Origin of the sequence: Stenotrophomonas sp. DR822 (assembly GCF_019793815.1) — a bacterium.
Lineage (GTDB): Bacteria > Pseudomonadota > Gammaproteobacteria > Xanthomonadales > Xanthomonadaceae > Stenotrophomonas > Stenotrophomonas indicatrix.
Genome location: NZ_CP081826.1, coordinates 1,296,986 through 1,322,103, shown reverse-complemented (window position 1 = coordinate 1,322,103; position 25,118 = coordinate 1,296,986). Strand labels below are relative to the sequence as shown.

General features: G+C 66.7%; 22 protein-coding genes. 9 read left to right on the top strand and 13 right to left on the bottom strand.

Going from position 1 to position 25,118, the window contains the following annotated elements:
• Positions 1 to 34 precede the first annotated feature (34 nt).
• Complete coding sequence (locus K5K93_RS06110; RefSeq protein WP_093817729.1) at positions 35 to 652, top strand: Pr6Pr family membrane protein; 618 nt, start codon at positions 35 to 37, stop codon at positions 650 to 652.
• Here K5K93_RS06110 and K5K93_RS06105 read toward each other — a convergent pair.
• Together K5K93_RS06105 and K5K93_RS06100 are read right to left on the bottom strand one after the other, a co-directional pair.
• On the bottom strand, positions 573 to 1,451 hold the full coding sequence (locus K5K93_RS06105) for a DUF72 domain-containing protein (RefSeq protein ID WP_222390146.1): 879 nt from the start codon (positions 1,449 to 1,451) through the stop codon (positions 573 to 575). The two genes, K5K93_RS06110 and K5K93_RS06105, sit on opposite strands and share 80 nt — an antisense overlap.
• The gene (locus K5K93_RS06100; protein ID WP_033830702.1) at positions 1,448 to 1,891 is read right to left on the bottom strand and encodes a VOC family protein; all 444 of its coding nucleotides are present in this window, start codon (positions 1,889 to 1,891) and stop codon (positions 1,448 to 1,450) included. Before K5K93_RS06100 ends, K5K93_RS06105 begins: the two co-directional genes overlap by 4 nt.
• Positions 1,892 to 2,001: 110 nt before the next feature.
• Between K5K93_RS06100 and K5K93_RS06095 the strand changes: the two genes are divergently transcribed.
• Together K5K93_RS06095 and smrA are read left to right on the top strand one after the other, a co-directional pair.
• The gene (locus K5K93_RS06095) at positions 2,002 to 3,561 is read left to right on the top strand and encodes a serine hydrolase (RefSeq protein ID WP_093817732.1); all 1,560 of its coding nucleotides are present in this window, start codon (positions 2,002 to 2,004) and stop codon (positions 3,559 to 3,561) included.
• Positions 3,562 to 3,753: 192 nt separating this feature from the next.
• Positions 3,754 to 5,586, top strand: a complete 1,833-nt coding sequence (gene smrA, locus K5K93_RS06090) for a multidrug efflux ABC transporter SmrA (RefSeq protein WP_093817733.1) — start codon at positions 3,754 to 3,756, stop codon at positions 5,584 to 5,586.
• Between the two features lie 121 nt (positions 5,587 to 5,707).
• Here smrA and K5K93_RS06085 read toward each other — a convergent pair whose 3' ends face one another.
• Positions 5,708 to 7,516, bottom strand: a complete 1,809-nt coding sequence (locus tag K5K93_RS06085; RefSeq protein ID WP_025877701.1) for a DUF885 domain-containing protein — start codon at positions 7,514 to 7,516, stop codon at positions 5,708 to 5,710.
• Positions 7,517 to 7,628: 112 nt separating this feature from the next.
• Here K5K93_RS06085 and K5K93_RS06080 point away from each other — a divergent pair, with 112 nt between their 5' ends.
• Entirely contained in the window at positions 7,629 to 7,985 is a 357-nt protein-coding gene (locus K5K93_RS06080) for a GFA family protein (protein ID WP_093817734.1), read from the top strand.
• Positions 7,982 to 8,782, top strand: coding sequence for a DUF4349 domain-containing protein (locus K5K93_RS06075; RefSeq protein ID WP_222390144.1), 801 nt, complete (start codon positions 7,982 to 7,984; stop codon positions 8,780 to 8,782). The genes K5K93_RS06080 and K5K93_RS06075 overlap by 4 nt, the downstream gene beginning before the upstream one ends.
• 119 nt (positions 8,783 to 8,901) lie before the next feature.
• Here the strand turns inward: K5K93_RS06075 and K5K93_RS06070 are convergent, their stop codons facing one another.
• Both K5K93_RS06070 and K5K93_RS06065 read right to left on the bottom strand, forming a co-directional pair.
• On the bottom strand, positions 8,902 to 9,195 hold the full coding sequence (locus K5K93_RS06070) for a hypothetical protein (RefSeq protein WP_025877698.1): 294 nt from the start codon (positions 9,193 to 9,195) through the stop codon (positions 8,902 to 8,904).
• A gap of 69 nt (positions 9,196 to 9,264) precedes the next feature.
• Positions 9,265 to 10,209, bottom strand: coding sequence for a LysR substrate-binding domain-containing protein (locus K5K93_RS06065; RefSeq protein ID WP_222390142.1), 945 nt, complete (start codon positions 10,207 to 10,209; stop codon positions 9,265 to 9,267).
• Positions 10,210 to 10,325: 116 nt separating this feature from the next.
• Here K5K93_RS06065 and K5K93_RS06060 point away from each other — a divergent pair, with 116 nt between their 5' ends.
• The gene (locus K5K93_RS06060) at positions 10,326 to 11,198 is read left to right on the top strand and encodes a DMT family transporter (protein WP_025877696.1); all 873 of its coding nucleotides are present in this window, start codon (positions 10,326 to 10,328) and stop codon (positions 11,196 to 11,198) included.
• Between the two features lie 608 nt (positions 11,199 to 11,806).
• Here K5K93_RS06060 and K5K93_RS06055 read toward each other — a convergent pair.
• On the bottom strand, positions 11,807 to 12,709 hold the full coding sequence (locus tag K5K93_RS06055) for a peptidylprolyl isomerase (protein ID WP_222390140.1): 903 nt from the start codon (positions 12,707 to 12,709) through the stop codon (positions 11,807 to 11,809).
• Positions 12,710 to 12,845: 136 nt separating this feature from the next.
• Here K5K93_RS06055 and K5K93_RS06050 point away from each other — a divergent pair, with 136 nt between their 5' ends.
• Entirely contained in the window at positions 12,846 to 13,211 is a 366-nt protein-coding gene (locus tag K5K93_RS06050; RefSeq protein ID WP_032975774.1) for a PadR family transcriptional regulator, read from the top strand.
• Positions 13,208 to 14,197, top strand: a complete 990-nt coding sequence (locus K5K93_RS06045; RefSeq protein ID WP_093817739.1) for a sensor domain-containing protein — start codon at positions 13,208 to 13,210, stop codon at positions 14,195 to 14,197. The genes K5K93_RS06050 and K5K93_RS06045 overlap by 4 nt, the downstream gene beginning before the upstream one ends.
• A 158-nt stretch (positions 14,198 to 14,355) precedes the next feature.
• Here K5K93_RS06045 and phaZ read toward each other — a convergent pair whose 3' ends face one another.
• Positions 14,356 to 15,663, bottom strand: a complete 1,308-nt coding sequence (phaZ, locus tag K5K93_RS06040) for a polyhydroxyalkanoate depolymerase (protein WP_222390138.1) — start codon at positions 15,661 to 15,663, stop codon at positions 14,356 to 14,358.
• Between the two features lie 86 nt (positions 15,664 to 15,749).
• Positions 15,750 to 16,346 (bottom strand): class I SAM-dependent methyltransferase, encoded by a 597-nt coding sequence (locus K5K93_RS06035; protein ID WP_222390136.1) that lies wholly within the window; start codon positions 16,344 to 16,346, stop codon positions 15,750 to 15,752.
• A 142-nt stretch (positions 16,347 to 16,488) separates the two neighbouring features.
• Between K5K93_RS06035 and K5K93_RS06030 the strand changes: the two genes are divergently transcribed.
• Positions 16,489 to 16,944: a CopD family protein gene (locus tag K5K93_RS06030; RefSeq protein WP_099844244.1), complete on the top strand. Its 456-nt coding sequence runs from the start codon at positions 16,489 to 16,491 to the stop codon at positions 16,942 to 16,944.
• A 484-nt stretch (positions 16,945 to 17,428) separates the two neighbouring features.
• On the opposite strand, the gene K5K93_RS06025 is transcribed toward K5K93_RS06030, so the two are convergent.
• The 5 genes from K5K93_RS06025 to lpxB all read right to left on the bottom strand — a co-directional run bounded on the left by K5K93_RS06025 (position 17,429) and on the right by lpxB (position 25,092).
• Positions 17,429 to 18,388 carry an acetyl-CoA carboxylase carboxyltransferase subunit alpha gene (locus K5K93_RS06025; protein ID WP_208082245.1) on the bottom strand — a complete coding sequence of 320 codons (960 nt, stop codon included), beginning with the start codon at positions 18,386 to 18,388 and terminating at the stop codon, positions 17,429 to 17,431.
• 129 nt (positions 18,389 to 18,517) lie between these two features.
• Positions 18,518 to 19,381: a hypothetical protein gene (locus K5K93_RS06020; RefSeq protein ID WP_222390135.1), complete on the bottom strand. Its 864-nt coding sequence runs from the start codon at positions 19,379 to 19,381 to the stop codon at positions 18,518 to 18,520.
• A gap of 58 nt (positions 19,382 to 19,439) precedes the next feature.
• Positions 19,440 to 23,018, bottom strand: coding sequence for a DNA polymerase III subunit alpha (gene dnaE / locus K5K93_RS06015; protein WP_222390134.1), 3,579 nt, complete (start codon positions 23,016 to 23,018; stop codon positions 19,440 to 19,442).
• Between the two features lie 215 nt (positions 23,019 to 23,233).
• Positions 23,234 to 23,893: a ribonuclease HII gene (locus K5K93_RS06010; RefSeq protein ID WP_093817745.1), complete on the bottom strand. Its 660-nt coding sequence runs from the start codon at positions 23,891 to 23,893 to the stop codon at positions 23,234 to 23,236.
• On the bottom strand, positions 23,890 to 25,092 hold the full coding sequence (gene lpxB, locus K5K93_RS06005; protein ID WP_223482669.1) for a lipid-A-disaccharide synthase: 1,203 nt from the start codon (positions 25,090 to 25,092) through the stop codon (positions 23,890 to 23,892). The genes K5K93_RS06010 and lpxB overlap by 4 nt, the downstream gene beginning before the upstream one ends.
• Between the last annotated feature and the right edge of the window lie 26 nt (positions 25,093 to 25,118).

The window sequence follows — 25,118 nt, the reverse complement described above, 5'->3', positions numbered from 1 at the left end:
GCATGCTCGCGGCGTTGCCACGAAGGAGCCGTGCATGCCTGCTGCCCGTTTTCTTCTGCTGCGCGGCTGGGCGCTGTTGACCGCGCTGGTCGCGGCAGCATCGCTGCTGCTGCAGTTTGCCCTGCTGATGCGCGGCATCGGCGCCAGCCTGGGACCCGGCGTGGCGAGCCTGCGCTTCTTCAGCTACTTCACCATCCTCAGCAATCTGGCCGTGTGCCTGGGCTGCCTCTGGCTCTGCAGCGGCCGCGCACTGCGACCTACAGTGGCCGCCACCCTGGCACTGTGCATCGGCGTGACCGGCCTGATCTATCTGCTGGCGCTGCAGGGGCTGTGGCAGCCAACTGGCCTGCAATGGTGGGCCGATGCCGGCTTGCACTACGTGGTGCCGCTGCTGTATCTGGCCGGTTGGGCGGCGCTGCTGCCACATGGTGGCCTGCGCTGGCGTGCGTTGGGTGTGGTCCTGCTGGTGCCGCTGGCCTACCTGGGCTGGGCGATGCTCACGGCCTCGTGGCTGGGCAGCGCACCGTATCCGTTCCTGGAAGTACAGCGGATCGGTTCGCGCGCATTCGGCCTCAGCGTGCTGCGCGTCGGCGGGGTGTTCGTGCTGGGCTGGACACTGCTGTGGGCAGTGGACCGCTGGCGCCGTCGATGACCCGCTGCAGCGCCATCGCCGCCGCCGGATTGCGCACCTTGCCGGCGCCGATGCACAGCAGGTAGACCTCGCGCGGCGCGGCAGGGGACGGTGCGGCCAGGCAGGGCAGGTCGTCCACCACCTCACCCCGGGCCCAGCACCGCGCGCGCGTGGCCCAGCGCTGCTGCATCGGCTGGGGAAGACCTTCGGCCAGTCGGGCCTGGCTGCGTTTGATCCGTGCATAGACGAAGCCCGCGGTGATGTCGCCATGCAATGGCGATTCGTCGCTGTCTTCGATCACCAGGGCCACGCCATGCCGGCGCGCCGCTTGCACCAGTTCCGGACCATGGACGCTGGCGTTGCGCACCTCCAACGCATGCTGCAACCCCGTTCCATCCAGCTGCCTGGGCAGCTGTGCCATGAAGGCATCCAGCGCCGCGGCATCGGCCGGGTGCTGCGGGTCGAACTGCCAGAGCAACGGGCCCAGCCGGTCGCCCAGCGCGACGGCCGCCTGCAGGAACGCGCTGGCCGCCTCGATCGTGGACGACAGGTCGCGACGCTGCACCAGATGACGCGGGGCCTTCATCGAGAACCGGAAACCTTCCGGCGTCTGCGCTGCCCATTGCGCGCACTGGGCCGCTGTCGGGGTGCGGTAGAAGGTGCCGTTGATCTCGATGCAGCGCAACGCACGACTGGCATAGGCCAGCTCTTCGCGCTGGATCAATCCTGGCGGATAGAAGGCGCCCCCACGCCATTGCGGGAACACCCAGCCGCCGATACCGCAGCGGACCGGCGCCGCAGACGCTTGCCGTGCCGTCATTGCGTGTGTTCCGCCCGCCATGGATCGTAACTGCCGAACCACCACAGGTAGCCTTCCGGGTCGGCGCAGGCATAGCCACGTCCACCGTAGGCCTGGTCGGCAATGTCGATGACGATGCGCGCACCGGCAGCCTTGGCCCGGGCATAGTGGGCGTCGACATCGGTGACGATCACGCAGGCACTCTGGGTCTGCCGGCCGCCGACTTCATCGGGCATCACCGCCAGCTTGGCCCATTCGCCGCTGTTGCTGGCAGATCCGAGCATGATCATGCCCTGGCCGAATACCAGCTGCGCGTGATGCACCGTATCGCCGTCGGCATGCACGGCCTGCGCGTGGAAACCGAACGCGCGCTGCAGCCAGTCGATGGCCGCCAGCGCATCGCGGTAACGCAGGCACGGAATGATGGTGGAGCCGTTGCTGCTCTGGCCGTTCGCACCCATGACACCCCTCCTATGGCACAGGGCAGGCTGCACCCGGGGCCGTTACCATCGCGCGAACCCCCGGTGACGGCCTGCACATGGCCGCTACCCCTGTTCGGAGATGGTGCTGGATGAAAACCTGGATCGGAGGAGCCGTGCTGCTTGCGTGCACGACCATGGCCAATGCGGCGACCCCGCAGCAGCTGCAGGACCTGGATGCGACCGTGGAGCGCGTGCGCGCGCAGTTCGACGTGCCCGGTATCGCCGTGGCCGTGGTCAAGGACGGGCAGGTGGTGCTGGAACGCGGCTGGGGCGTGCGTGAGCTGGGCAAGCCGGCGCCGGTCGAGGCCGATACCCTGTTCGCCATCGCCTCCAACACCAAGGCCTTCACTGCCACCTCGCTGAATCTGCTGGCCGAGGACGGCAAGCTGAAGATGGACGACAAGGTGATCGACCACCTGCCATCGTTCCGCATGTCCGATCCGTTCGTGACCGGGCAGATGACGATCCGCGACCTGCTTTCCCACCGCAGCGGCCTGAGCCTGGGCGCGGGCGACCTGCTGTTCTGGCCGACCACCTCCTACAGCAATGCCGAAGTCGTGCAGCGCCTCGGCCAGGTGCCGCTGAAGGGCGGTTTCCGCGAGCGCTATGCCTACGACAACATCCTGTATGCAGTCGCCCAGCAGGTGATCGAGCACGTTTCGGGAATGAGCTACCAGCAGTTCCTGCAGACACGCATCTTCGACAAGGTCGGCATGGCCGGCACGCGCTACAACGCCGATCACCTCAAGGCCGGCGACAATGCTGCGGTCGGCCACGCCAAGTACGATTTCAAGGACCTGCGCACCGTTGCACCGTTGACCTGGTCGAACAATGCCGGTGCCGGTGGCATCTATTCCAGTGCCCACGACATGGCACGCTGGATGCAGGTGCAGCTGGCCGAAGGCAAGCTGGCCGATGGCACTGCGCTGTTCACCGCCAAGAGCCAGCAGCAGATGTGGCAGATGATCACGCCGCAGACGATCCCGGCGCCGAGCGTGCCGGAGCTGGCGCCGGCGCGGGCCAACTTCGCCGGCTATGGCGAGGGCTGGAGTCTGAGCGACTACCGCGGGCAGAAGCTGGTCTGGCACACCGGTGGCTGGCCGGGCATGGTTTCGCGGCTGACCCTGGTGCCGGGCGAGAAGCTGGGCGTGGTGGTGCTGACCAACCAGGAAGTGGGGGCCGCCTTCAATGCGATCACGTTGAGCGTGCTCGATGCCTACCTTGGCGGTGAAAAGCACGACTGGGTGGATGCCTATGCCAAGGGCGTGGCCAAGGGCCAGGACAAGGCCGACGAAGCGTGGGCCAGGCACCAGGCCGAGCGTGACAAGGGCAGCAGGCCGTCGTTGCCGCTGGCCGGGTATGCGGCCACCTACCGCGACCGCTGGTATGGCGACATGGTGGTGACGGCGGAAGGCAAGGGCCTGCGCCTGCGCTTTGCAAAGACCGCGCAGCTGAGCGGCCGTCTGGAGCACTGGCAGCACGACACCTTCATCGTGCGCTGGGACGACCGCTCGCTCAATGCCGATGCGTTCGTCAATTTCAGCCTGGACCCGGATGGAAAAGTGCGCGAGGTGCGCATGCAGCCGATCTCGGACCTGACCGATTTCAGCTTCGATTTCCAGGATCTGCTGTTCACGCCGGTGAAATGACGCCGCCGGGCGCGGCGCTATCGTTTGGCCGAGCGGACGGGTAGCGCCGGACCACGTCCGGCGAGCGCGTAGCGCGGTTGCAGGCGATCCGCCGGGCATGGCCCGGCGCCACCCGGAACCGGTGGTGATCGTCGGCCGGCGTACACACGCGGCGTGGGATACTCCGCCGGCTATCGATGGCGAGGGAATGCGATGTTCCGTTGGTTTGAATCCCTGATTCCGGTGTTTCCGCCCATTGACGGGCGCATGCCGCCGCGCACCGTGGTGCCGTTCTACCTGCACTACCTGCGGCCGGTGTGGCCGGTGCTGCTGGCCACCCTGGTCGCCGGCCTGCTGCTGGCGCTGGTGGAAGTGGCGATGTTCGATTTCCTCGGTCGCATCGTCGACATGGTTGCCGAGCAGCCCGGCGCGGACTTCTTCCAGCGCCATGCCGATACGCTCGGCTGGATGCTGTTCATCACCGTCATCGCGCGCCCGATCCTGGTCGGCCTGCACAACCTGCTGGTCAACCAGGCCATCGTGCCGGGGCTGAGCAATCGATCGCGCTGGCTGATGCACAACTACGTGGTGCGGCAAAGCCTGAGCTTCTTCCAGAACGACTTCGCCGGCAGCATGGCCAACCGGGTGATGCAGACCGGCACCTCGCTGCGCGAGTCGGCAGTGCAGATGGTCGATTCGCTGTGGTACATCGTGGTCTATACCGGCACCGCGCTGTACCTGTTCGCGCAGGCCGACTGGCGGTTGATGGTGCCGCTGATCCTGTGGCTGCTGGCCTACGTGGTGATCATGATCTACTTCGTGCCGCGCGCGAAGGAACGGGCCTGGATCGCCTCGGAGGCGCGCTCCAAGGCGATGGGGCGCATCGTTGATGGCTACACCAACATTCCCACGCTGAAGCTGTTCGCCCACGGCGGCCGCGAGCAGGCCTATGTCGCCGATTCGATCCAGGAGCTGGCGGTCAAGCACCGCGCGCAGACCCGGATCACCACCGGCATGGACCTGACCATCGCCATCGTCAATGGTTTCCTCATCGCCGGCACCTGTGGCCTGGCACTGTGGCTGTGGAACGGCGGACACATCACCGTCGGCGCGATCACCCTGGCAACCGGCCTGGTGATCCGCATCCACAACATGTCCGGCTGGATCATGTGGACCATCAACGGCATCTTCGAAGACATCGGTACCGTGCAGGATGGCATCACCACCATCGCCCAGCCGCTGACCGTGCAGGACCGCGAGGATGCGGTGCCGCTGCAGGTGACTCGTGGCGGTGTGCACTTCCAGGATGTCCATTTCCATTACGGCAAGAAGGGCGGCGTGATTGCCGGCCTGGACCTGGTGGTGAAGCCGGGCGAGAAGATCGGCCTGGTCGGCCCCTCCGGTGCCGGCAAGTCGACGCTGGTGAACGTACTGCTGCGGCTGTATGACCTGGAAAGCGGTCGCATCCTGATCGATGATCAGGACATCGCCTACGTCACCCAGGAAAGCCTGCGCCAGCAGATCGGCGTGGTCACCCAGGACACCTCGCTGCTGCACCGTTCGATCCGCGACAACCTGCTGTACGGCCGTCCCGATGCGACCGACGCGCAGCTGCGCGCGGCCGTGGCCAAGGCGCGCGCGGAGGCCTTCATCGACACGCTGGTCGACGGCGAAGGGCGTCGTGGCTACGACGCGCATGTCGGCGAGCGCGGGGTGAAGCTGTCCGGTGGCCAGCGCCAGCGCATCGCCATTGCCCGTGTGCTGCTGAAGGACGCCCCGATCCTGGTGCTGGACGAGGCGACCTCGGCACTGGACTCGGAAGTGGAAGCGGCCATCCAGGACAACCTGGACGAGCTGATGGGCGGCAAGACGGTGATCGCGATCGCCCATCGCCTGTCGACCATCGCGCGCATGGACCGGCTGGTGGTGATGGACCAGGGCCGCATTGTCGAGACCGGCAGCCATGCCGAGCTGATCGAGGCCGGTGGACTGTACGCGCGCTTGTGGGCACGGCAGACCGGTGGCTTTGTCGCCGCGGAGCGATGACAAACGCCGCATGGTGGATGCGCAACAGTAGATCCACGCCATGCGCGGATGCCGTGCCACACGGATAAAGAAACGGCCCGGGTCTCCCCGGGCCGTTTTCCTTCACCTCACAGCCGATCCATCACTCGATCGGCTGGTCCAGCATCAGCTGGCGTGCGAAGCGCACCGGCGGTGCGCCGTAGGACAGCATCTGGTCGTGGTACGCCTTCAGGTTGAACTTGTCACCCAGCTTGTCCTGCATGGCCTTGCGGGTGTCGAAGTGTTCCTGCGCACCGACGAAGTAGGTCGGCAGCTGAGCCGAGGTCAGCTGCGCACGCACCCACTTGCCCGAGGCTTCGCTTTCCTGCTGGAAGGCGTCGTGGGTCATCAGGTGCATCGCCTTCTCGCGATCCCAGTTGTCCACGTGCACGCCCTGGTCGAGGATCGCGTTGGAGATCGTGCGCAGGTAGAACTTCAGCTGCACCAGGTGGAACAACGGGTCGTTGTTGAGGTACCCCTGCTCCTGCATCATGCGCTCGGTGTAGACCGCCCAGCCTTCGGCGAACAGGCCCGAGCGCAGCACCGCGCGCAGGGTGGAGGGGAACTTGGCCGAATGCCAGCCTTCCAGATAGTGGCCCGGGGTGCCCTCGTGGATACTCAGCAGGTGGATCATGCGCGAGTTGTATTCGCGCAGGAACGAATCGACCTGCTTGTCGTTCCAGTCGTCCGGAATCGGCGAAACCGCATAGAAGGTCTTCAGGTTCTTGTCCAGCGGGCCCGGCGAATCGCAATAGGCCACGGCCACGCCACGCTGGAATTCCGGCATCAGGATGATGTCCACCGGCGCGTCGGGCAGGGTCATCAGGTCGTGCTCGCGGACGAACGCAGTGGACTGCTCCAGTGCGGCCTTGGCGTCGTCGACCACCTTGTCGCGCGCCGGCTTGTCAGCGTAGGCCAGCTCCAGCGCGGCCTCGATCGCCTTCTGCTGCTGTTCGTCGGTCGGCTGCGCCGGCATTTCCGGTGCGCCCGGCTTGTCCTTCAGCACGGTCTGCGCGATGCCGTACATGTCCTCGCGCACGCGCTTGAGTTCGGCGCGTGCACGCTCGCCGATCTCCTGCCGCGACAGCGAGGAATTCAGCGCGAACTTGAGCTTCTGGTCGTACTTTTCCGCACCGATGCGGAAGTCTCCCTTGGCGTTCGGCACCAGGGTCTTGTCCAGCCAGGTCTGCTGTTCGTCCACGGCCTTCTTCAGGCCGTCGATGGCGGCCTGCAGGCGCTGCTGGTCGGCCTGCGGCAGCTCGCCGATGTGCGGGGTGATGAAGGTATCGACGATGCTGAGGATGCCCTTGTTCTGCTTGGCCACCGTCTCGGCATGGATCTTCGGCACGCGTGCCGGATCCAGGTTTTCGCGGGCCTGGGCGAAGATCGCCGGCAGTTTCTCCATGCGCGCGGTGGCGGCCTTCAGGCGCTCGGGCAGCGGCGCGAACTCGCGTGCCATCAGGCCGTAGATCGCGCTGCCGGCAACGCCGTTGTACAGCTGCGGATCCCACTTGCCGGACTGCATGACCTCGGCATTCCAGATTTCCGACTGCAGCTGGTTGCGCAGGATCGCTGCATCCACCTGGTTTTCGCGGCCCAGCTTGGCCACCTCGATCTTGTCCAGCTCGCCCAGCAGTCCCTTGTAGGCGTCCACGGTCTTCTGCTGGCCGGCCGCGCTCAGGTCGTCGATCTCGCTGTCATAGCGGTGGTCGCCGATCTGGGTGGCACTGACCGGGGACAGCTGCATCCAGGTATCCAGGGCACGCTTGGACAGGTCGGCGAAGGCGGCGTCGACCGCCGCATCTCCGGCCTGCTGGCTGGCGGCCGGGGTGGAACCGTTGGTCGGGGCATCGGCCGGCTGGCAACCGGCGAGGGCGGCGACGAGGGCGAGGGCAAGAAGATGCGGGCGCATCGGCATTCCTGTACGGGGTCAATCCTCGAGCATAGGCCCCCGGGGCTGCTTTGTCCCCGTGCCATAGGATTACCATGGGCGCATACAAGGACTCTCCAGCGGAGCGCGGGACATGGAATACCAGGGAAGCTGCCATTGCGGCAGGATCGCATTCACCGTGCAGGCCGACGCCCCCATCAAGGACGTCATCGACTGCAACTGCTCGATGTGCCGCCGCCGCGGCAGCCTGCTCTGGTTCGCCCCGCGCGAGGCCTTCCAGCTGGGCACCGATATCGCCGACGTGGCGACCTACCAGTTCAACACCCATAACATCGATCACCATCACTGCCGTGAGTGCGGCACCGCGCCGTACAGCGAGGCAGTGGATCCGCGCAGCGGCCTGCCGATGGTGGCGATCAACGTGCGCTGCCTGCCGCAGGTCGAGCTGGGTGGATTGTCGATCACCTCGTTCGACGGAGCCTCGCGATGACGGCTCCTCGCGTGTGGACGCGCGTGATGATCGTGCCGGCATTACTGCTCGCGCTGGCTGCCTGCGCCAAGCAGGGTGAAAGGGCCGCCGATGCCGGTGGTGCCGCCGAAGCGGGCGTGGCCTCGCCGGAAGGCGCGTTCCTGGCCTATGAGCACGATGTACAGGTGCAGCTGGAAGCAGCGCAGATCGCCCCGCGCATCCAGCAGGTCGCGCAGGCGTGCCAGAACGCGAAGTTCGGTGAGTGCGCGGTGCTGCAGGTGGATCAGCGTAGTGGCGAACAGCCCAGTGGCGAGGTCAAGGTACGCATTGCGCCGAAGGGCGTGGAATCGTTGATCGGCCTGGCCGGCGAGGGCGGCACGCTGCAGGCGCGCAACACGCGTGCCGAGGACCTGGCCCAGCAGGTGGCCGACACTGCGCTGACCAAGGCACGGCTGGAGAAGGAGCACGCGCGGTTGCTGTCCTACCAGGACCGCGGCGATCTGAAGATCGAGGATCTGATGGCGATCACCACGCGCCTGTCGGAGATCGAAGCGGGGGTGGAGCAGGCCACCAGGGATGCCGCCCAGCAGCGCAGGCGCATCGATACCCAGCTGGTGACGATGCATTTCGACACCACCTCGGGCCAGCGCAGCCGCAGCGAGATCGGCGAAGCGTTGAGCGAGTCGGGCAGCATCCTCAGCACCAGCGTGGCATTTTTGATCCGTGCCGCCGCCGCGTTGTTGCCGGTAGCGGTGCTGGCGTTGATCGCGGCCTGGGGCGTACGGGCGTGGTGGCGTCGCCGACGCCGCAAGCCCTGATCGAACCGCGCCGCGTATTCGCCGGGCATGGCCCGGCGCTACCCGATGCTCGAGGCACGTCGGTAGCGTCGGCCATGCGCCGTCTGTTCCGGTAGCGCCGGGCCATGCCCGGCGAACGCTCAGCCTTCGTCGGTCTCGTATTCGACGAACACATCCAGTTCCAGTGCCAGTTCCTGCACCGCATCGCGCACTTTCTGCGCGGTGCTCTCGTTGCCTACTTCCACTTCCAGTTCGTGGGTGCCCGGGCCGATGTCGTCGGACAGGCCGGCCGAGCTGGAATCATCGTCATCCATGTGCGGCATCAGGTCGTCGGTCTCTTCGACGTGTTCGATGCCTTCCAGGCCGAGCAGCAGGTCGCTGATCGCGCGGGCATCATCTTCGGTTCCGGTAATTCGCAGTCGCAGCAGGGCCATGGCGGAAGCACGTTGTGGGGTTCGCCTGCAGCCTAGCCAGCGCTGGGCAAAGATCGGGTGAGGGCGCAGTCAGCCGGGTGTGCTCGGGCGGCCGAGCAGGCTGTCCGGCAACGCCGGTACCGGCGTGCGCTCATCCGCTGCCTGGCCCAGCAGCCAGTCGATGAACAGCCGTGCGGCGGGGCTGGGCGGCCGCCCTTCGGCATGCACCACGTAATAGGCATAGCGTGCCTTCAGTGCAGGGCCAGGCAGGCGTACCAGCTCATGGCGCTGCAGGTACGGCTGGGCGACGTGGGTACGCGCCAGCACCGCGCCCATGCCGTACACCGCCGCGCGCATCGCGTCGGTACTGTCGGCAAAGGTGTGCATCGCCGGCAACGGTGACGGCGGACGCACGCCGGCATGGCGGAACCAATCGCGCCAGCCTTGTGGTGACAGATCGCTCAGCAGCGGCAGCTCGGCGATGCGTGCCGGGTCCAGCAGCGCTTCGACTCCCGGCAGCGCCGGGGACGCGACGGGAAACAGGTTGTCGTCCATCAGGTGCTGCGCATGCAGTCCGGGCCATTGGCCCAGTCCGTAGCGGATGCCGACCTCCGGGCCGTTCTCGTCGTAACGGTCCAGGCCACTGCCGGTGTGCAGCTCGATGCGGATGTGTGGATGGGCCTGGGTGAAACGCGGTAGCCGTGGCAGCAGCCAGCAGTACGACAGCGAGCGCAGCGTCGCGATCCGCAGCGGCACGCTGTCCGCGTCCGGCTGCAGATGGTGGGCGACGGCGGCGACATCGGTGAACGCGGCGCTGGCGGCATCGGCCAACTGCCGGCCTTCGGCGGTCAGGCGTACCCCGCGTGCATGGCGCAGGAACAGGCGCGTGGCCAGCACCTCTTCCAGGCGTCGCACATGGTGGCTGACCGCGCTGGCGGTCAGATGCAGTTCCTGCGCGGCCTGGGCGAAGTTCTGATGGCGCGCAGCGACCGCGAAAACGGCCAGGGCGGGAAGCAGGGAAGGGCGTAGCAGCATGTCCAGCCTCAAACCATATTTGTGGCTGGCAGCGATACTACGCGCTTGTGCAGCGGGCGTCTGCGGCTGATCCTGTGTGGCCGGAACAGCGCCACGATGACGAACGGACACAGCACATGAATGCGATACCCCAAGCGACCGAGCGTGATTGGCGAACACCGCTGGAATTGACCCTGCTCGGCGCGATCTGGGGCTGCTCGTTCCTGTTCATGCGGGTGGCAGTGCCTTCATTCGGGCCGTTCGCCCTGGTCGAGGTACGGCTGGTGCTGGGCGCACTGGTGTTGCTGCCGTTCCTGTGGCGCGCACGCGCGCAGTTCCCACCGCGCCGCTGGTTGTGGTTGGCGCCGATCGGCCTGGTCAATTCGGCGTTGCCGTTCGTGCTGTTCGCTTACGCCGCAGAGCGTGCGCCGGCGGCCATCGGTGCGATCTGCAATGCGATGACGGTGCTGTTTGCCGCACTGATCGCCTTCCTGTTCTTCGGCGAGAAGATCGGTGTACGCCGTGCCGGCGCGCTGCTGGTCGGTTTTGCCGGCGTGGTGGTGCTGGCCACGGCCAAGATCTCGGGGCTGAGCATCGGCACGGCCGTACTGGCCGGTGCCGCCGCCTCGCTGCTGTACGGCTTGGGCGTGAACCTGGTGAAGCGGCACATGACCGGTCTGCCTTCGGCTGCTGCCGCCGCTGCCACGTTGTCGTGCGCCTCATTGTGGTTGTTGCCGATGGCGCTCACTCATCTGCCGCAGGGTCCGATCCCAGGCAAGGCCTGGGGCGCGGCGATCGCGCTGGGCGTGGTCTGCACCGGATTCGCCTTCCTGATGTTCTATCGCCTGATCGGCCGCATCGGCCCGTCGCGTGCGTCAACGGTGACCTACCTTGTTCCGTTGTTCGGTGCTGCGTTCGCCTGGTTGTTCCTGGGCGAGCCGGTGACGCTGCAGATGCTGATTGCCGGTGCGTTGATTCTGGGTAGCGTGGCGGTGAGTCAGAAGGGCTGAGGGCGCCGACGCAGCGTCGTCCGACACACGGGTAGTGCCGGGCGCTGCCCGGCAGCCTTTTCCCGCGCCTGCGGGGAGGCGTCACTTTCTTTGCTCGTGCAAAGAAAGTAACCAAAGAAACACGCCGCCGGCCGCGAGCCGGTGCTGCGCACCGGTACCCTGCGCTTCTCGGTCCGTCGAGGGACGGCGCGCAGAAGTCAGCCGACTAACAGTCGGCTCTACAGGACATCGGCGCCTCTTCGCCCTCGCCGGACCTGCGGTGCTCGGCTCGCTCAAGGCGGAATGGAAGGTCACGATCAACGGCAAAGGCATCCACGCATGGCGTGGATCTACTGGGTGCAGCTGCGGCTTGTGACGTTGGGTCCGCCTTGAGCGAGCCGAGCATCGCAGGGGAATCAGGGGCGAAGAGGTGCCGATGTCTGAGCGCAGCGAGTTCGGCGCCGTCCCCTGATTCGCCGAGAAGCGCAGGGGACCGACGTGCGAAGCACGGCGGCTCGCGACCGGCGGCGCGTTTCTTTTGGTTACTTTTCTTTTCGCGCGAAAAGAAAAGTGACGCCCATGAACGATGAAGCGCCTTCAGCACGCGCCACGCGCAGGAAGCCAGCCTCCTACCGCACCGGCACCGGAATATTGCACAGGTCGATATGCCCCGCAGGGCGCTTGTAGAAATCATCCACGCGGTTGCGCCGCGCTTCCACCGTATCGGCGAAGGTCTTTGAATCCGTGCGCAGCACCTGGATCGGCGTGCGCTCGGCCGCGGGCACGTCACTGGCGCTGCGGATCGACACGATCGGTGTGCGCAGCTTCGGGTCGGTGTAGAAACCCATCGGTGCCGGTCCACGCTGGATCGCACTGAGCAGTTCCATGCCCTTCAGCACGCGGCCGACCAGGGTGATGTTGCGGTCCAGCTGGCGCGGCGACTGGCCAGTCACCACGTAGAGTTCTGCACCGATACTGCTGTCTTCCTCGTTGCTGCGGCCCGCACCCAGCATGCCGTAGCAATGCGCCAGCCAAGCCTTGCCGGCCTGCGGGTCCTGGCCGACCGGGAAGCCGTCGACGAAGCCGGTCTGTGCTGCCCAGCCATCGCGGTCGGGCAGCACGCTCACCTTCAGGCCGGCGCTGGCGCGGTCGAACTCGGCCGGCAGCTTGCGCTGCGCGCTGCCGAACGGCTTGGCCTTGGCGGCATCGTCGGCGTCGGCATCGCCGAACTGCACCACGAAGTTGTCCTGCGAACGGTAGATGCTGGTGCCGTCCCAGAAGTGCTCGTGGGCGAAGGTCTGGATGTTGGCGACATGGTGTGGGGCGAACTGCGGCGCCAGCTCGATGATCACCCGCCCGGCAGGCAGGTCCATGTACAGCAGGTTGGCCGGGTCCGGCGTGCGCCAGTCGCTGGCGGCCGAGGCATCGAGGATCTGCTGCGGGCTGCGGTAGGGCGTGGCTGCGCTTGCCATTGCAGGCAGCAGGCAGGCCAGGGCGAGGGCGGTCAGGGCAAGGCGTCGACGGTGCGGCATGGGATCCCCGGAACATGAACGAGGCCTCGATTCTGCGCGAGCGGCACGGCCACGCCAACCGGCAGGATGACTAACGACACATTCGCTATACCGAACTTCGCACTACTGTGGACTTCAACGTAGTGGAGGGCCGGTCATGTCCGAGGACGATGTCCACCTGAAGAAGTTCCAGAAGGAGCTCAGCGCCGGAACCGTGTCACTGGCCCTGCTGGCAGTGCTGGCCCGCGCAGGTGAGCCGCTGTACGGCTATCTGATCGCCAAGGAGCTGGAACGGGTGGGCGAGGGCGTGCTCAGTGGCAAGCAGAGCGCGCTGTACCCGGTGCTGCGCAACCTGGAGGGCGCCGGCCTGCTGGAGAGCCATGTGGAGCCGTCCAGCAGCGGGCCGCCGCGCCGCTACTACCGCATCAACGCGCGTGGCCGGGAGGTGCTGCAGCAATGGCGCCAGGCTTGGCGCGACACCCGTGATTCCGTCGATTCCGTGTTGGAGGGGGTACCGCAATGAACGACCTGGACCTGGCAGGCATCCGTCTGCCCAGCACCATCCCGCAGTACCTGGCGCAGCTGCGTGCGGCGCTGGACGGTGCCGATCCGGCGATGGTGCAGGACGCCCTGTACGACGCCGAGGAATACCTGCGCTCGGAACTGGCGGCGCAACCCGGCCGCAGCGAAGCCGAGGTGATCGCCGACGTCGCCGGCAGCTACGGTGCACCGGACGAGGTGGCGGAGATCTATCGCGAAACCGAGCTCACGGTGAACCGCGCGCTGCGCACGCCGCGGGCCGACACCGGCCCAGTGCTGCGTGCAGCGGCCGAGGCCAGCGGTGCTGCACCGGCGGCGCAGCCGGCAGCACCCATGCAACGCTCGTTGCTGGCGCGCTTCTTCGGTGTGGTGACGGATCCGCACACCTACGGCGCGCTGTTCTACATGCTGTTGTCGCTGGCCACCGGCATCTTCTTCTTCACCTGGGTGGTCACCGGCCTGTCGCTGTCGCTGGGCCTGTTGATCCTGATCATCGGCGTCCCGCTGACCGTGCTGTTCTTCGGCTCGGTGCGTGGACTGGCGTTGCTGGAAGGGCGGCTGGTGGAAGCGCTGCTGGGCGAGCGCATGCCGCGCCGGCCGCAGTACACCGACCGCAGCCGCAGCTGGCTGCAGCGTATCGGCGACATGTTCACCGATGGTCGCACTTGGCTGACCCTGCTGTATTTCGTGCTGATGCTGCCGCTGGGCATCATCTACTTCACCATCGCGGTGACCCTGCTGTCGCTGTCGCTGGGCTTGATCTGGGCACCGGTGGCGGCGATCTTCAGCGGCGACATCCCCGGCATCTACATCAACGACGTGAACGTACTGCCGATGGCAGCCTCGCCGCTGGTGGCGATCGGGGTAGCAGCGGTGGGCGTGTTGCTGCTGCTGCTGACGATGCACCTGGCACGCGGCATCGGCAAGCTGCACGGCATGCTGGCCAAGAACCTGCTGGTGCGCCTGTAAGGGCATGGGCCCAGAACGCTTGGCGCGGACGCGTGCTGGAGCAGAGCCCCCTGAGTCAGGGGGCGGCCGCGAAGCGGCGGGGGATTGGATGAATGGTGCGGCGGGGGCCCACGATGCGCGCAGCGCATCGTGGGAGCGACAGCGCGAATGCGATGGTGCTACCCTGCCTTGCGGCGCAGCGGGGTGACGTTGCTCTTCTTCTTCGTGGCCTTCGCTGCCGGGGCTTCGGCATGCGCGGCGAAGAAGTCACGCACCTTCGGGTACACCACTTCGCGCCAGCGGCGGCCGCTGAAGATGCCGTAATGGCCTGCACCATCTACGATGAAGTGTTCACGGCGTTCGGCCGGTATACCGCTGCACAGTGCCTGCGCCGCTTCGGTCTGGCCGAGGCCGGCGATATCGTCCAGCTCGCCTTCGATGCTCAGCAGCGCGGTATCGCGGATTGCCGACGGGTCGACCTTTTCGCCGTTGACCACCCACTCGCCACGCGGCAGCAGGAAGTCCTGGAACACCACGGAGATGGTGTCCAGGTAGTACTTGGCCGGCATGTCCAGCACCGCGTTGTACTCGTCGTAGAAGCGACGGTGCGCGTCGGCATCTTCCAGGTCGCCCTTCACCAGGTCGGTGTAGAAATCCCAGTGCGAGCTGAAGTGGCGGCTGGGATTCATCGACAGGAAGCCGGCGTGCTGCAGGAAACCGGGATACACGCGGCGGCCGGCACCAGGATAACTGGCCGGCACGGTGTGGATGACGTTGTTCTCGAACCACGACAACGGGTTCTGCGTGGCCAGGTTGTTGACTGCGGTCGGGCTGCAGCGCGCATCGATCGGGCCTCCCATCATCACCAGCGTGCGCGGTGTCGCTTCGCCGCGGCTGGCCATCAATGAAACCGCGGCCAGCACCGGTACGGTCGGCTGGCAGACGCTGACCACGTGCAGGCGCTCCACGCCGAGATGGCGGATGAACTCCTGGATGTAGGCGATGTAGTCGTCCAGCCCGAACTCGCCCTCGCTGCCGGGCACCATGCGCGCGTCCACCCAGTCGGTCACATAGACACGATGGTCGCGCAGCAGCGTGCGCACGGTGTCGCGCAGCAGCGTGGCGTGATGGCCCGACAACGGCGCCACCACCAGCACGAACGGCTGGTTGAGCATGGTGTGCAGCTGGTCGGCTTCATTGCTGTGGCGCTTGAAGCGCAGCAGCTTGCAGAACGGCTTGCTGAGTTCCTCGTGCACCACGATCGGCACGCGCTCGCCCTCGACCTCGATTTCGTTGATGCCCCATTCGGGCTTCTCGTAATCCTTGCCGATGCGATGGAACAGCTCATTGACCGCGGCCAGGCGATCAGCGCCGGGCATCTGCGACCACCAGTGTCCCTGGTTGGCGAAGAACTTGGCGTTGGCCTGGGCCTGGTGCACCCAGGGGGCGAGCAGGTTGCGGGTCAGTTCGTGCAGTTGATAGAGCATGCCGACCGAATATGTATGGTCTTATGTTGCCGCGCAGCATAGCGCATCCGGCTGTCCCGGACGTTAAGCAGACGCACTGCCCGTATTCAGCGGGCCGCCTGTTCCAGCGCAGTCGCTTCGGTGGCAAGTGCTGGCCCCAGCCAGAGGTGGGACCCGACTGCCTGCAGGCCTTGGCGGGCCAGCTCGCGCCGGTACCAGCGGGCCGGGCGCGACTGGAAGCCGTCGTGGTCGCCCTCGAATTCATCTTCGGCGGCGAAGGTCTCCAGGAAGGCCACCCCTGCGGTCAGCTCGGCCAGCCCGGCCAGGCCCGCGCGCAGTTCGCGGTTGGGCACGTAATGCATCACGTCCGAACAGATCAGCAGGTCGACCGGGGCGCAGGGCCGCAGCCAGGCGAAATCGCCGAAGCTGGCCAGGTGCAGGTTGCGGGTCCGGCCGTAGCGGCGCACAGCGTATTCGCTGCTGTCGAAACCGAGGTATTCGACCTTCGGACGCAGTTTCAGCAGCGGCGCGCGCCAGGCGCCTTCGCCGCAGCCGATGTCCAGCACGCTGCGGATCGGTCGTTCCAGGTAGTACTCGGCCGTCGCCACGGCGAGGGCGACCTTGCGCGCCAGGCGCGCGCTGCCGCCGATGTCGGCGTGCCGGTACCAGTGCTGGAAGTAGGCGGCATCGTAGGTCTTGTCCATGGCGTTTGGGTGCAGTCGTGAAATCGGCGCCTATCGTACGGCGTTGCAGCACGCCATGCGTCGATGTGTCGCGCCAGCCACCCATGGGCTGGCTCTACTGCGACAATACGCGCACATCCACGCCAGCCGCCGGAGCGAGCGCATGCAGAGCTACTACTGGGTCAAGACCTTCCACATCGTGTTCGTGGTGGCGTGGATGGCCACGGTGTTCTACCTGCCGCGCATCCTGGTGAACCTGTCCGAGACGGCGGGGCAGCCGGCGGTGGTCGAGCGCCTGCAGCTGATGGGCATGCGCTTGTACCGCTTCGGCCATTCGATGTTCGGCCTGGCGTTCGTGCTCGGCCTGGTGCTGTGGCTGGGCTACAAGGTGATTCCGGATTTCCCGACCATGGTCGCCCCGGGTGGCGCAGGGTGGCTGCACGCCAAGCTGGGCCTGGTGGTGGTGCTGCTGGCGTACTTCATCTGGATCGGGCGGCTGCTGAAGGGCGTGGCCAGGGGCAGGGCGCTGCCGTCGTCGCGCGCGCTGCGCTGGATCAACGAGATCCCGCTGCTGGCCTTCATCCCGATCGTCTGGCTGGTGCTGGCCAAGCCGTTCTGAGATCTGGAGCTCTCGAACATGTTACTTTCTTGCTCGTGCAAGAAAGTAACCAAAGAACACGCCGCCAGGTCGCGAGCCGGTGCTACGCACCGGTGCCCTGTGCTTCTCGGTGAATCAGGGGACGGCGCCGAACTCGCTGCGCTCAGACATCGGCGCCTCTACGCCCCTGATTCCCCTGCGATGCTCGGCTCGCTAAAAGGCGGACCCAACGTCAAACGCCACACCTGCACCCAGTAGATCCACGCCATGCGTGGATGCTTTTCGCTCTGCTTTCCCAATCCGCCTTCAAGCGAGCCGAGTACCGGAGGTCCGGCAAGGGCGTAGAGGCGCGGATGTTTGAGCGCAGCGAGTTCCGCGCCGCCCCTTGGCGGACTGAGGAGCGCAGGGAACCGGTGTGCAGAGCACACCGGCTCGCGGCTGGCGGAGCGTTTCTTTTGGTTACTTTTCTTTTCGCAAAAAGAAAAGTAACGCCTCGAGCAGAGGCTCAGGCCGCTTCGTAAGTGCCGTAGCTGCGCAGGCGCTTGTAGCGCTGGTCCAGCAGTTCTTCGGTGGACAGCGCATCCAGCGCGTCCAGCTCGTTCAGCAGCACGGCCTTCAACCGCTTGGCCATCTGCGTCGGGTTGCGGTGGGCGCCGCCGGTCGGCTCGCGCACGACCTTGTCGACCAGGCCCAGGTCCTTCAGGCGCGGGGCGGTCAGGCCCAGCTGCTCGGCGGCATCCTTGGCCTTGCCGGCATCCTTCCACAGGATCGAAGCACAGCCTTCCGGGGTGATGGTCGAGTACACCGCGTATTCCAGCATCACGGTACGATCGCCCACGCCCAGCGCCAGTGCGCCGCCCGAGCCGCCTTCACCGATCACGGTGCAGATGATCGGCACCTTCAGCTCGGCCATTTCGATCAGGTTGCGCGCGATCGCTTCGGACTGGCCGCGCGACTCGGCATCGATGCCTGGCCAGGCGCCGGCGGTGTCGATCAGGGTCAGTACCGGCAGGCCGAAACGCTCGGCCATCTTCATCAGGCGCAGCGCCTTGCGGTAGCCCTCCGGCTTGGGCATGCCGAAGTTGCGCTTGATCTTTTCCTTGGTGTCGCGGCCCTTCTGGTGGCCGATGACCATCACCGAGCGGCCATTGATGCGGGCCAGGCCGCCCATGATCGCCTTGTCGTCGGCGAAGGCACGGTCGCCGGCCAGTTCCTGGAACTCATCGCAGATGATGCGGATGTAGTCGGCGGTGTACGGGCGCGACGGATGGCGGGCCAGCTGCAGCACCTGCCACGAGGTCAGGTTGCGGAAGATCTGTGCGGTACGCACGCGCAGCTTGTCCTGCAGCGCATGCACTTCGGCCTCGACATTGACCGCCGGCCCGGCACTGGCGTTGCGCAGTTCCTGGATCTTGGCTTCCAGGTCGGCGATGGGTTGCTCGAAGTCGAGGTAGTTCGGATTCATCGGAAGCCGTCGTGTAAAGAAGAGGGGAATTCTAGCCGAATGCGCAGGAACGGCCCGTACGCCTTCGTCTGGAAGCCGACGGTAGCGCAGTGGGGGCCGGCGGCGCCAGTCGAGCCGCTGGCCGCCGGTTCAGGGCAGGACCAGCGCGCTGCGGGCCATTTCGGTGCTGCGGATCGTCACGAAGTCGTTGTAGGCCTGGTTGGCCGCCACCGGCAGCTTCGCACCCAGCGTCATGGTGGCCTGGGTGAAGGCCATCTGCGCCTGGAAGTCTTCCTTGCGCAGGGCCTTCTGCTCGCTGGCCGTGGTGGCCTTCAGCCAGCGGGCATAGAGGTCGCGCACCGGACCGGCATGGGCCTCGAAGGCCGGGTCCAGCGCGGGCAGCGCCGGAGCCGGTTCCAGCGTGTAGGCCGGGGCCACGTAGCCGGCGGGCTGCTCGCGCTTGTAGGCACCGGGTTCGCCCATGCTGGCCTCGATGTAGGTGATGAATTCCGGCGCGGTGAAGATCTTGGTGCTGATCCTGCCACCGGTCGAATCCACGTGCGCAACCACCTGTTCCTCGGGGAACGGCTCGCGCACGCCGAAGGTCCAGGTCTTGTCGATGAACAGGCCGTGGTGCTTTTCGAACGGTCCCTTGAACTCGACACCGCCCAGCTCGATGCCCAGGCCGCTGACACCGAAGTTCTTCAGCTTGTCCTCGCCGGTCACATAGATCTCGCGCGCTGTCACGTACTCGCTGAGGCTGGGATTGATCAGGCCGCCGCGGCCGTCGGCATAGACGATGAAGCGCACCTCGCCCAGGCGGTCGGTGTGCAGGTGATGCTCACCGGCAGCCAGGCTGATCGGTCGCGAGGCGTGCGCAGCCACCGGCAGGTCCTTGCCATCGATGCTGATCGCCAGCGGCGCATCGGTCGGGTTGTCGATCTCGAAATCGACCTTGGAGGAGCAGCCGGCCAGCGCGAGCGCGGCCATCATCGGCAACAGCAGGTTCTTCATTACGGGCAATCGTCCTTGACGTATGCAGCGGGAAAGCGGAAACGGGGTGGGGCGAGCCTCAGCTGGCCCATGGCGGGCTGTAGCGCACCTTCAGCGTGCGCACTGCCGGTTCGGCGCGCAGCGCCTCCATCAGCCTGGAATCGACGCGCACCGCGCTCTGCCCGGAAACATCGAGCATGCCGGCGATGCCGCCATCGGGGCCCTTCAGCAGCAGGTCCAGGCGCAGGGGCGTGCGGCCGGGGCGATGGCGGTCCAGCAGGGCGTCGATGCGCTCCCACACCGGCCGCTGATGGCGCAGGTCCAGCCGCAGCGACAGGCGCGTGGCGTAGTTCGCACAGACCTCGTCGAAGTCCCAGCACTGGCGGATGCGCAGTGCGAAGCCGCCATTGAATTCGTCTTCGCGCAGGCCGCCCTTGACTACCAGGATACGGTCCTTGGTCATCAGGTGGCCGAACTCGGCCATGGCATCGGAGAACGCACTGCATTCGACGCGGCCACGGCCATCTTCCAATTGGATGAAGATCTGGCTCTCGCCCTTGCGGCGCACGCCGACCACCTGGCCGGCAAGCACGGTCTGCACTTCCGGACGCCAGCGCTTCTCGCCGCCACCACTGTTGCTGTTGGCGCTCCAGATCTTCTCCACCGAGCCGAGGTCGGTACCGACCAGATCGCGCACATCATCGCGCCACGGGTCGAACGGGTGGCCACTGAGGTAGAAGCCCAGCGTGTCGCGCTCGCCGTTGAGGCGCTGCAGCAACGGCCATTCGTCGGTTTCCTGCAGCTCCAGGTGGATGGCCCGCACGCCCGGCTCGGGGCCGCCGAACAGCGAGTTCTGGCCGGACGCACGCTCGCGCGCCATCTGCTCGGTGGCCTTGATCACTTCCGGCAGCTGCAGCATCAGCGAGGCCCGGTTGTGGCCCAGCTCATCCAGCGCGCCGCAGTTGATCATTGCTTCCAGGGTGCGCCGGTTGAGCTTGGCCGAACCGATGCGGGTGCAGAAGTCGAGCAGATCGGTGTAGTCACCGCCGCGCAGGCGTTCCTCCACCACCGCTTCGCAGGCACCCTGGCCGACGCCCTTGATCGCTCCCAGGCCGTACTGGATGGTGTCCGGCGTGGCCGCTTCGAACATGAAGGCGGACTGGTTCACCTTCGGCGGCAGCACGGTCAGGCCAAGGTTGCGCACCTCGTCCAGGAAACCGACCACCTTCTCGGTGTTGTCCATGTCCGAAGACAGCGTCGCGGCCATGAACTCGGCCGGATAATGGCGCTTGAGCCAGGCCGTCTGGTAACTCACCAGCGCGTAGGCGGCGGCGTGCGACTTGTTGAAGCCGTAGCCGGCGAACTTCTCCATCAGGTCGAAGATCGCATCGGCCTTGGCTTCGCCGACGCCGTCCTTGGCCGCACCTTCGCGGAAGATCTCGCGGTGCTTGGCCATTTCCGCCGGCACCTTCTTGCCCATCGCACGGCGCAGCAGGTCGGCGCCGCCCAGCGAGTAGCCGCCGACGATCTGCGCCATCTGCATCACCTGCTCCTGGTACACCATGATGCCGTAGGTGTCGCGCAGGATGCGCTCGGTGCGCGGATCGGGATACTCCACGTCTTCGCGCCCGTGCTTGCGGTCGACGAAGGAGGGAATCAGGTCCATCGGGCCGGGTCGGTACAGCGACACCAGCGCGATCAGGTCTTCGAAACGGTCGGGCTTGGCGTCCTTCAGCAGGCGGCGCATGCCCGAGGATTCGAACTGGAACACCGCACCGGTATTGCCCGAGGCGAAGATGTCCTTGTAGGTGGGCGCATCGTCCAGCGGCAGCTGGGTGATGTCCACCGGCGGAATGCCGGCGCGCTCGTGGCGCTTGTTGATCGCCTTCACCGCCCAGTCGATGATCGTCAGCGTGCGCAGGCCGAGGAAGTCGAACTTCACCAGGCCGACTTCTTCAACGTCGTTCTTGTCGAACTGGGTGACCGGATTCTTGCCGCGGCCGTCTTCATCGTGTTCGGCGAACAGCGGGCAGAACTCGCTCAACGGCTCGGGCGCGATCACCACGCCACCGGCGTGCTTGCCGGCGTTGCGGGTGAGGTCTTCCAGCTGCCGTGCCAGGTCGATCAGGTCGCGGACGTCGTCCTCGCTCTGGTAGCGCTGGATCAGCTCGGGCGAAGCCATCTCGCTGTCCTTGCCCTCACCCATCGCATCCTTCAGCGAGATGCCGAGGATGTTCGGGATCAGCTTGGCGACGCCGTCGACCAGGCCGTAGGGGAAGCCGAGCACGCGACCGGAGTCGCGCACCACCGCCTTGGCCGCCATGGTGCCGTAGGTGATGATCTGGCTGACCCGCTCGCGGCCATATTTGCGCGCAACGTAGTCGATGACCTCGTCGCGGCGGTCCATGCAGAAGTCGATGTCGAAGTCGGGCATCGACACGCGTTCGGGGTTGAGGAAGCGCTCGAACAGCAGGTTGTACGGCAGCGGGTCCAGATCGGTGATCTGCAGTGCCCAGGCCACCAGCGAACCCGCACCCGAACCACGGCCCGGGCCGATCGGAATGCCCTGTGCCTTGCCCCACTGGATGAAGTCGGCCACGATCAGGAAGTAGCCGGGGAAGCCCATCTTGATGATGGTGTCCAGCTCGAACTCGAGGCGGTCGCTGTAATCCTGCGCGGTCATGCCGGGCGCGATGGGATTCTTTTCCAGGCGTGCGGCCAGGCCCTTGCGCGACTCGCTGCGGATCCAGCTGTCCAGCGTCTCCTCGTCGGGCACCGGATAGTCGGGCAGGAAGTAGGTGCCCAGGCGCATCTCGATGTTGCAGCGCTCGGCCAGCGCCAGCGTGTTGTCGATCGCATCGGGAATGTCGGCGAACAACGCGCACATCTCTTCGGCCGACTTCAGGTACTGCTGGTCGCTGTACTCGCGCGGGCGCTTGGGGTCATCCAGCACGCGGCCGGTGGAGATGCAAACGCGTGCTTCGTGCGCGCTGAAATCGGACGGTGACAGGAAGCGTACGTCGTTGCTGGCGATCACCGGCAGGCCACGCTGGCCGGCGGCCATCAGCGCGAACTGGTTGAAGCTCTCTTCGCCATCGCGGCCGGTGCGGGTCAGCTCCAGGTGCAGGCCGTCACCGAACACGCGCTGCCAGTCGGCCAGTTGCTGCTCTGCCAGATCATGCTTGCCGTCCAGGGCCAGGCGCCCGGCCAGGCTCTCACGGCCGGCCAGAGCGAACAGGTTGGCGTTGCCGGCCTTCAGCCAGTCCGGATGCACCGCCACGCCGCCCTCGGGGCGATGGCCTTCCATCCATGCACGGGTCAGCAGCCGCGACAGGCTCAGGTAGCCCTCGCGGTCGCGGCACAGCAGGGTCATCCGCCACGGGTCCTGGCCTTCTTCGGCGATCATCACGTCGGCGCCGGCGATGGGCTTGATGCCCACGCCTTCGGCGGCCTTGTAGAACTTGACCAGGGCGAACAGGTTGTTGAGGTCGGTCACCGCCAGCGCAGGCAGGCCCAGTTCGACCGAGCGCGACAGCAGGTTGGCCTGCTTGGCCTTCTTCGGGTCAGCCTGGTCCGGCTTGGCCGGCACGCGGATGGTGGAGTCCGCCAGCGAGAACTCGGTGTGGACGTGGAGATGTACGAAGCGGGAGTTGGACATGCCGGACCAGGTTGGAGCGCGCAGGCCCCGGGTGCAGACGCGGGAATCGTCGCCGGGGTCGGGAAGCGCTGGAGTGCCCGGTCAGGGTAGCGAGGGCAGGGGGTTGCGACAAGGACTTGACGGTGCGCGATATCGCGAGTGCCGCCGGGCATGGCACGGCGTTACCGGGGGCGTTCATGTTGCCGTGGTAGCGCCGGGCCATGCCCGGCGGACGTTCAGGCGATCGCGGTGGTGGCCGGTACTTCCAGGCACTCGCGCACCGGGGCGAAGCTGCGCCGGTGCTCCGCGCACGGGCCGTGTTCACGCAGGGCGGCCAGATGCGCCGGGGTGCCGTAGCCCTTGTGCTGGTCGAAACCGTACTGCGGGTGGCGTGCGTGCAGGTCCAGCATGTAGCGGTCGCGCGAAACCTTGGCCAGGATCGAGGCCGCCATGATCGCGCGGTCGATGCCATCGCCGCCGACCAGCGCCTGCGCCGGCAGCACCAGCCCCTTGGGCACCACGTTGCCGTCGATGCGGGCGAAGCCGGCCACGTGGGCCACCGCCGCGACCACATCGCGCATGCCCTGCAGGGTGGCTTGATAGATGTTCAGGCGATCGATGGCTTCCACGTCCACCAGCACCACGTGCCAGGCCAGGGCGCGGTCGAGGATGCGGTCATGCAGCTGCTCGCGGCGGGCCGCGGTCAGCTGCTTGGAATCATCCAGGCCGTTCAGTCGTGGCCGCTGCGGGTCGAACACCACCGCTGCCACTGCGACGGGGCCGGCCAGCGGTCCGCGTCCGGCTTCGTCGACACCGGCGATGCGGTGGCCGGGGTCGATCACCGCGGCACCATCGAACAAGGCCAGGCTGGCGGCTGCCGCGTGGCGGCGGCTCATGCCTTTTCCTGGCCGCGCACCAGCAGCTCGCCAACGGCATCGGCTGCGCGCGCCGATGCATTGCGGCGCAGCCGTTCATGCAGGCGCGCGTAGGTGCCCTGCAGGTCGGCGATCCGCTGCGGGTGGTCGAACCACTGCTGGATGGCGGCGGCCAGTTTTTCCGGCGTGCAGTCGTGCTGCATCAGCTCTGGCGCCAGGTCCTGGCCGGCCAGGATGTTGGGCAGGGCGAAGCGGTCGACCTTGATCAACCCCAGCGCCTTCACCAGGCGGTACGTCAGTTCGTTGACCCGGTAGCCGACCACCATCGGACGCTTCACCAGCATCGCCTCCAGGGTGGCGGTACCGGAGGCCAGCACCACCACGTCGGCGGCGATCATCGCGTTGCGCGCCTGGCCGTCCAGCACGTGCGAATAGGCCACCGGCAGCGCCGAGCGTGACAACTGCTCTTCAATCAGGCGCCGGCAGGCCGCATTGGCCGCCGGCACCACCACGTGCAGGCCGGGAATGCGCTCGGATACCTGCCAGGCGGCCTCGAAGAAGGCTTCGCCGAGCTTGGATATCTCGCCCAGGCGGCTGCCGGGAAGCACGGCCAGCACCTTGGCGGAGGCGGGCAGGCCGAGCTCGATCCGGGCCGCTTCCCGGTCGACGTGCAGCGGGATGTCATCGGCCATCGGATGGCCGACGAAGCGTGCGTCGATGCCGTGCTTGGCGTAGATCGGCGGTTCCATCGGGAACAGGCACAGCACCAGGTCGGCGCTGCTGCCGATCTTCTCGGCACGCTTCTCGCGCCATGCCCACACCGAGGGGCTGACGTAGTGCACGGTGCGCACGCCACGCTGTTTCAGCCAGCGTTCGATGCCCAGATTGAAGTCCGGTGCGTCGATGCCGATGAATACGTCCGGTTGCCACTCCAGCGCACGCTGGCGGAAGGCCGAACGCAGCTTGAGCAGCCGCGGCAGATGGCGCAGGACTTCGGTCAGGCCCATCACCGCCAGTTCGCTGGCATCGTGCCAGGTCTGGCAGCCGGCGCTGCGCATGGCATCGCCGCCGATGCCGGCGAATTCGGCATGCGGGAAGCGGGCCTTCAGTTCGCGCACCAGGCCTGCGCCGAGCAGGTCGCCGGAGGCTTCACCGGCGACCAGCGCGATCCGTAACGGGCGCTCGCTGAGCACCCGGTGTGCAGGCACGCTGCCGGCCATCGAGGCCAGCGGAATCACCTCGGCGC

Excerpts from the sequence above, each read along its gene's own strand:
- K5K93_RS06110 (WP_093817729.1), top strand. The coding sequence starts at position 35 with ATGCCTGCTGCCCGTTTTCTTCTGCTGCGCGGCTGGGCGCTGTTGACC.
- K5K93_RS06105 (WP_222390146.1), bottom strand. The coding sequence starts at position 1,451 with ATGACGGCACGGCAAGCGTCTGCGGCGCCGGTCCGCTGCGGTATCGGC.
- K5K93_RS06100 (WP_033830702.1), bottom strand. The coding sequence starts at position 1,891 with ATGGGTGCGAACGGCCAGAGCAGCAACGGCTCCACCATCATTCCGTGC.
- K5K93_RS06095 (WP_093817732.1), top strand. The coding sequence starts at position 2,002 with ATGAAAACCTGGATCGGAGGAGCCGTGCTGCTTGCGTGCACGACCATG.
- smrA (WP_093817733.1), top strand. The coding sequence starts at position 3,754 with ATGTTCCGTTGGTTTGAATCCCTGATTCCGGTGTTTCCGCCCATTGAC.
- K5K93_RS06085 (WP_025877701.1), bottom strand. The coding sequence starts at position 7,516 with ATGCGCCCGCATCTTCTTGCCCTCGCCCTCGTCGCCGCCCTCGCCGGT.
- K5K93_RS06080 (WP_093817734.1), top strand. The coding sequence starts at position 7,629 with ATGGAATACCAGGGAAGCTGCCATTGCGGCAGGATCGCATTCACCGTG.
- K5K93_RS06075 (WP_222390144.1), top strand. The coding sequence starts at position 7,982 with ATGACGGCTCCTCGCGTGTGGACGCGCGTGATGATCGTGCCGGCATTA.
- K5K93_RS06070 (WP_025877698.1), bottom strand. The coding sequence starts at position 9,195 with ATGGCCCTGCTGCGACTGCGAATTACCGGAACCGAAGATGATGCCCGC.
- K5K93_RS06065 (WP_222390142.1), bottom strand. The coding sequence starts at position 10,209 with ATGCTGCTACGCCCTTCCCTGCTTCCCGCCCTGGCCGTTTTCGCGGTC.
- K5K93_RS06060 (WP_025877696.1), top strand. The coding sequence starts at position 10,326 with ATGAATGCGATACCCCAAGCGACCGAGCGTGATTGGCGAACACCGCTG.
- K5K93_RS06055 (WP_222390140.1), bottom strand. The coding sequence starts at position 12,709 with ATGCCGCACCGTCGACGCCTTGCCCTGACCGCCCTCGCCCTGGCCTGC.
- K5K93_RS06050 (WP_032975774.1), top strand. The coding sequence starts at position 12,846 with ATGTCCGAGGACGATGTCCACCTGAAGAAGTTCCAGAAGGAGCTCAGC.
- K5K93_RS06045 (WP_093817739.1), top strand. The coding sequence starts at position 13,208 with ATGAACGACCTGGACCTGGCAGGCATCCGTCTGCCCAGCACCATCCCG.
- phaZ (WP_222390138.1), bottom strand. The coding sequence starts at position 15,663 with ATGCTCTATCAACTGCACGAACTGACCCGCAACCTGCTCGCCCCCTGG.
- K5K93_RS06035 (WP_222390136.1), bottom strand. The coding sequence starts at position 16,346 with ATGGACAAGACCTACGATGCCGCCTACTTCCAGCACTGGTACCGGCAC.
- K5K93_RS06030 (WP_099844244.1), top strand. The coding sequence starts at position 16,489 with ATGCAGAGCTACTACTGGGTCAAGACCTTCCACATCGTGTTCGTGGTG.
- K5K93_RS06025 (WP_208082245.1), bottom strand. The coding sequence starts at position 18,388 with ATGAATCCGAACTACCTCGACTTCGAGCAACCCATCGCCGACCTGGAA.
- K5K93_RS06020 (WP_222390135.1), bottom strand. The coding sequence starts at position 19,381 with ATGAAGAACCTGCTGTTGCCGATGATGGCCGCGCTCGCGCTGGCCGGC.
- dnaE (WP_222390134.1), bottom strand. The coding sequence starts at position 23,018 with ATGTCCAACTCCCGCTTCGTACATCTCCACGTCCACACCGAGTTCTCG.
- K5K93_RS06010 (WP_093817745.1), bottom strand. The coding sequence starts at position 23,893 with ATGAGCCGCCGCCACGCGGCAGCCGCCAGCCTGGCCTTGTTCGATGGT.
- lpxB (WP_223482669.1), bottom strand. The coding sequence starts at position 25,092 with ATGGCCGGCAGCGTGCCTGCACACCGGGTGCTCAGCGAGCGCCCGTTA.